The organism is Dapis purpurea BLCC-M126 (assembly GCF_050015975.1).
Lineage (GTDB): Bacteria > Cyanobacteriota > Cyanobacteriia > Cyanobacteriales > Microcoleaceae > Trichodesmium.
This window is the reverse complement of sequence record NZ_JBNHER010000008.1, coordinates 1-4,649: the sequence shown is the minus strand read 5'-3', so window position 1 is coordinate 4,649 and position 4,649 is coordinate 1. Positions and strand designations below refer to the sequence as shown.

The window sequence follows — 4,649 nt, the reverse complement described above, 5'->3', positions numbered from 1 at the left end:
GAGGCTTTAAACCACAATTATTTAATTAACAATTAATAATTAATAATTCGGTAAAGACCAAAAGAGTATGGGAATAGCCTTCAGTAAGTTGCTCCACATCTTATAGAAGTAATCAAATATATCTATAGAAACGCTGGAAATCAACAAAATGTGTTCAAAATTATGTCTGTGAAATATATTTACCATGAAAATTTTAAAAATGCTTTAATTATCCAGATAGCTGGATAATTACTAACAACAATATACCAAGTATGTAACAGACTAAATTAAGGTAAGCTATAAACTATGAATTATTAGCTAATATCATCTCCGGATCAACAGTTATAAATAATTGGGGAGGAGTCAGGAGGTAGAAGAAGATGAGGAAAAAATTTTTTTATAACCAATTAAGCGGACATGATATAACACCTTATATCATATCTCTTTGAATATCCATAATAAAAATTATAGGGAATATTCAATTATTAATTACAGTTTTTTGACTTACATTTCTAGACATGAGGAAAGATGAAAAAATCGCCAAAAATTCCCTCAATCAAATCTCAAAACTGGTCAATTGAAAAATTACCAGGTCTAAGCAAACAAGATCAAACTTTACTAATAGAATATGGAATTATCAACACTAGAAAATTACTAGAAATAACTGACAGTCCCCAAAAAAAATTAATCCTAGCAAGTCAACTACAAATTCATCCTCAATATGTCAAGAAATGGGTAGCATTAGCAGACTTAGCTAGAGTTCCTAGTATTGGCTGTCAATACTGTGGACTGCTACTTCATGCTGGCATTGCTTCAGTTTCTCAACTATCTCAAATACCTGTCCACAGATTGCACCAACAAATCCTCAAATTACAGGTATCAACTATGCAACGTCGTGACCTTTGTCCGACAGTAGATTTAGTTCAAAAATGGATTCAACAAGCTCAATTTTTATCATTATGAAGAAGGAAGAAGGAAGAGGGAAGAAGGAAGAAGCTTGAAAATTAGGAAAAAACTTAAATTTAAGATAGTTTCCAGGTACTTATACTACTTTGAAAAAAGATTGCTTCAAAATAGTTGATCCAGTTAATATCAGGTTGCATTAATTAACCACAATACAAAAAGACGGTATAGATAATCTAGTCATCTTTAGTCATCTAAAGATAGCTGATTTATTATGGCTAATTAATGAGACTTGATATTAGGCAGCTATCTAGGTGTTTTTCCCTTTTTTTTTTAATTTACTCCTTCTTCCCTCTTCCTTCTTCCTTCTTTCTTCCTCCTTATATTAATATCTCATAAACTCAGGACTACCAAAGATTAAAGCTGCCCTCAAATCAGGAGAACTTTTTTCTATTACTGCACGAGTTTGAGCAGAAAAATTATTACCCAAAGTAACCATTAATTTTTCAGCACTAATAGGTTTTCCCCTACCCAATAAACCACCAGACAAAGGCACAGCTAAACTACTACGTCGAATCATCGTATCTGAATCTAACCAAGCATCTTTTGTATTTTTATAACCATCGGGAGTAACACAACCATAAAGAGGCATTCCTAATTGGTCTAAAATTCCATTAATAGGTCGAAAATTATCAACTTCATTACCAATAGCTCTCATAGCAGAAGCTACAAACCGATAAGGATTTTTAAACTTAGAATTATGTACCTCTGACTGCCAAAATTCTGAATTGTTGAAGAGAGTATTTAATACCGTAGAAATATTTCCTTCACTATCCAAAAAACTCTGAGATAAAATTTTTACTAAAGACTCTGATGGTTCATCTGAAACAAAAGTTTGAGCTAACTTATAACTAATATGTTTAGCCGTTGAAGGATGACTAGCTAAAATATCTAAAGCTGTTTCACCTTCAGCCATACCATTTTCCTTAATTGTTTGTCCAAGAAAAATTTTATCTCCTGGTTCGTGACGTTTTTCTTCAAAATAAAATCCATCTCGATCTTCTGCTCTTTTGTTATTAGGAGGTAGACCCCAACCAGTAAAAATATTTGCTAAAGCAATAATATCATCTTGAGTATAGCCTCCATCCACACCTAAAGTATGTAATTCTAATAATTCTCTAGCATAATTTTCATTAATTTTACCCCGATGACTTCGCCAATTATCTAAATAAATTAACATCGCTGGATGATGAGCAGTAGCTCCTAATAATTCTCTAAAGTTTCCCAAAGCATGGGGTCTAATTGCCTGCTGTTCGTAAGAGCTAAAATATAAACGATTGAGTCCTTGACGACCAAAAACATTAAAGTGATTGTACCAAAAATCTACCATAACTTCTTCTAAATGACGCGGACTTTCTAATGTTCGTAAAAAACGACCTTTAGTAGCTTGTAAAAATATTTTTTGTTCAAAACGTCCTTTGATTCTATTTAATCCTCTCTGGTCTAATCTTAATTCTTTTCCCTGTTGTTGAAGTCGTTGTAATTCTCTGATTATTTCACTGGGAGTTAGAGGTAATGTATCAAGATATTCTAGCTTTTGAATTAATATTTTTGGGTAGGGAATAGAATTAGGTTTTAGTTGAGATTGAATATAAGCTTCGAGACCAATATTTTTAATCTTTTCAATTTGCCCAGGAGTCGGTCCGAAACTGAGGCGGTTAATTAGGTGTAAAATTTTAGTATCAGCCATTTCAGTTATCAGTGGGGTAATATAATTTCGTTGATTGTCATACAATGCTTAGGGGCAAATGACTATTCAAACCTACAATATACACTCTTATCTTTAATACTAAATAATACTGATGCTACCGGATTAGATATAACGCACTTATCAGAAAATAATATTAGTCAGAAATCGAACAGTTCAACCCTGGATCTTCAGGTGTTGAAAACTTCATAGGAATAAATGTGAAGCCGAACACATGAGTATTACAAGGAACAACTCGAATTAACTCCAGGGATTGTTTTTGACGATCGCCTGTCCCTGGTTTAAATTTAATTTTTCCTGTTACCCCGTCAAGACTGAAACTTTGATCTGCCAGGATATTCTGAATTCCCTGATGACCAATAACACCTAGAATATCTGAGCGTTTGACTATTGTATTGGCAACATTCTTTGCTTTCTCCTCAAAATTAGCATCATTAGCAATGATAACTTTTAAACCTTTTCCGTTCAAGTTTTTCGAGTTTAGAAAATCTGGACCAGGTAACGTCGAATTAAAGGATTGATTCTTTTTAAATAGGTGAAAGTTCAAATATTAAACCATATCTCCTCACAAAACTATTGTTATGGCAGAATGTGACCCCTGAGTGCTAATCAATGTGTCAGAAAATGCACGTCCACCCACAATAAAAAGTTAATTGTGATAACTCATGTGTAAGAAAATGCACGTCCACCCACAATAAAAAGTTAATTGTGATAGCTCATGCACATTTTACTATTCATCCAGGAATGCACTGATAATAAAAATATAGAGCAGGAATTACACGACGGCACTAAATATAGTGAGTTTATCGGGAATATTCACCAATCAATACTCTATATATAGCGTTAATTCCTAAGTCCTGCTCAATTCAAAAAACAAGGAGAAAATTATGTTTACTGCAACTCAAACAACTACTACTCGTCCTACTCTTTCCCTTAATAGCACTGGTGAAGATGTGAAATATTTACAAACAGTTTTGAATGGCACTGTTGCTGATAATAGCTTAGTAGTTGATGGAATATTTGGTAATCTGACAAAGGCAGCTGTCATAGCTTTTCAAAAACGATATGGTTTAACTGCGGATGGAATTGTGGGTCCGAAAACTTGGGGACTAATAGATACAGGGAAAATTGCCCGCACTACTATATCCCTTGGTAGCCGTGGAGAAGGTGTAGAATATCTACAAAGACGGTTAAATGGCATTAGAGCTGCTTCGTTGGTAGTTGATGGAATATTTGGTCCGGCAACACAAGAAGCTGTGAAGAATTTCCAAAAATCCTCTGGTTTAACTGTGGATGGAATTGTTGGTCCCAAAACTTGGGAACAATTAGAATTGATCGATGTTTAGAGTTGAATTCACTAATCACAACTAACAAAACCATAGCTATGGCTAAGGTAGCTATCAACAAACCATTTTTTTACCAGCATTCAGTATTTAGCTAAAATTCGGGGGTGAAAATCCTCATTATACAACTTGAAAACTGATTACTGATTGCTACAATCATCTTCAACTAAACTAAGGAATTTTCTCAAATGACTGTATCAACAATGACTGTATCAACAATGCCTGTATTAAAAGAAGGAGATAGTGGAGATAGTGTTCGGTTTCTTGAACAATTGTTATCCTCAATCTATTGGTTTGGTTTGCAACAAGGTAGACCTGCTCTGATTACAACTGGCGTGAGATTTGATGCCAACTACGATAGTCAATGCCAACAAATAGTAACTGAGTTTCAACAAAATTATAACGCTACTTTTCCTTTTCCATCGCCTGATATTAAAGTAGATGGAGTAGTAGGTCCCCAAACCTGGAAAGCGTTAGGTGATGCTATCTTCAAATACACCTATTAAAACTATCGCTCTGACAGAAAGCATAAGGAGTCCTCATCTAAAAGTGTTTCATTTAGGATTGTTTGTAATGAAACAAGATAGGTTCTAACAAAACTATAGCTATGGCTAAGGTAGCTATCAACAAACCATTTTTTTACCAGCATTCAGTAT

5 protein-coding genes are annotated in these 4,649 nt (G+C 34.0%); 3 read left to right on the top strand and 2 right to left on the bottom strand.

Annotated elements, in window-relative coordinates:
* The first annotated feature begins 507 nt into the window (after nucleotides 1-507).
* The gene (locus ACP6PL_RS02140) at nucleotides 508-942 is read left to right on the top strand and encodes a DUF4332 domain-containing protein (protein ID WP_426542054.1); all 435 of its coding nucleotides are present in this window, start codon (nucleotides 508-510) and stop codon (nucleotides 940-942) included.
* 325 nt (nucleotides 943-1,267) lie between these two features.
* Here the strand turns inward: ACP6PL_RS02140 and ACP6PL_RS02135 are convergent, their stop codons facing one another.
* Together ACP6PL_RS02135 and ACP6PL_RS02130 are read right to left on the bottom strand one after the other, a co-directional pair.
* Complete coding sequence (locus ACP6PL_RS02135; RefSeq protein ID WP_426542052.1) at nucleotides 1,268-2,632, bottom strand: DUF1800 domain-containing protein; 1,365 nt, start codon at nucleotides 2,630-2,632, stop codon at nucleotides 1,268-1,270.
* A gap of 154 nt (nucleotides 2,633-2,786) precedes the next feature.
* A complete protein-coding gene (locus tag ACP6PL_RS02130) occupies nucleotides 2,787-3,119 on the bottom strand; it encodes a hypothetical protein (RefSeq protein WP_426542050.1) in 333 nt (110 codons plus the stop codon).
* A gap of 418 nt (nucleotides 3,120-3,537) precedes the next feature.
* Here ACP6PL_RS02130 and ACP6PL_RS02125 point away from each other — a divergent pair, with 418 nt between their 5' ends.
* Complete coding sequence (locus ACP6PL_RS02125; protein WP_426542048.1) at nucleotides 3,538-3,996, top strand: peptidoglycan-binding domain-containing protein; 459 nt, start codon at nucleotides 3,538-3,540, stop codon at nucleotides 3,994-3,996.
* A 185-nt stretch (nucleotides 3,997-4,181) separates the two neighbouring features.
* Nucleotides 4,182-4,499, top strand: coding sequence for a peptidoglycan-binding domain-containing protein (locus tag ACP6PL_RS02120; protein WP_426542046.1), 318 nt, complete (start codon nucleotides 4,182-4,184; stop codon nucleotides 4,497-4,499).
* Nucleotides 4,500-4,649 lie beyond the last annotated feature (150 nt).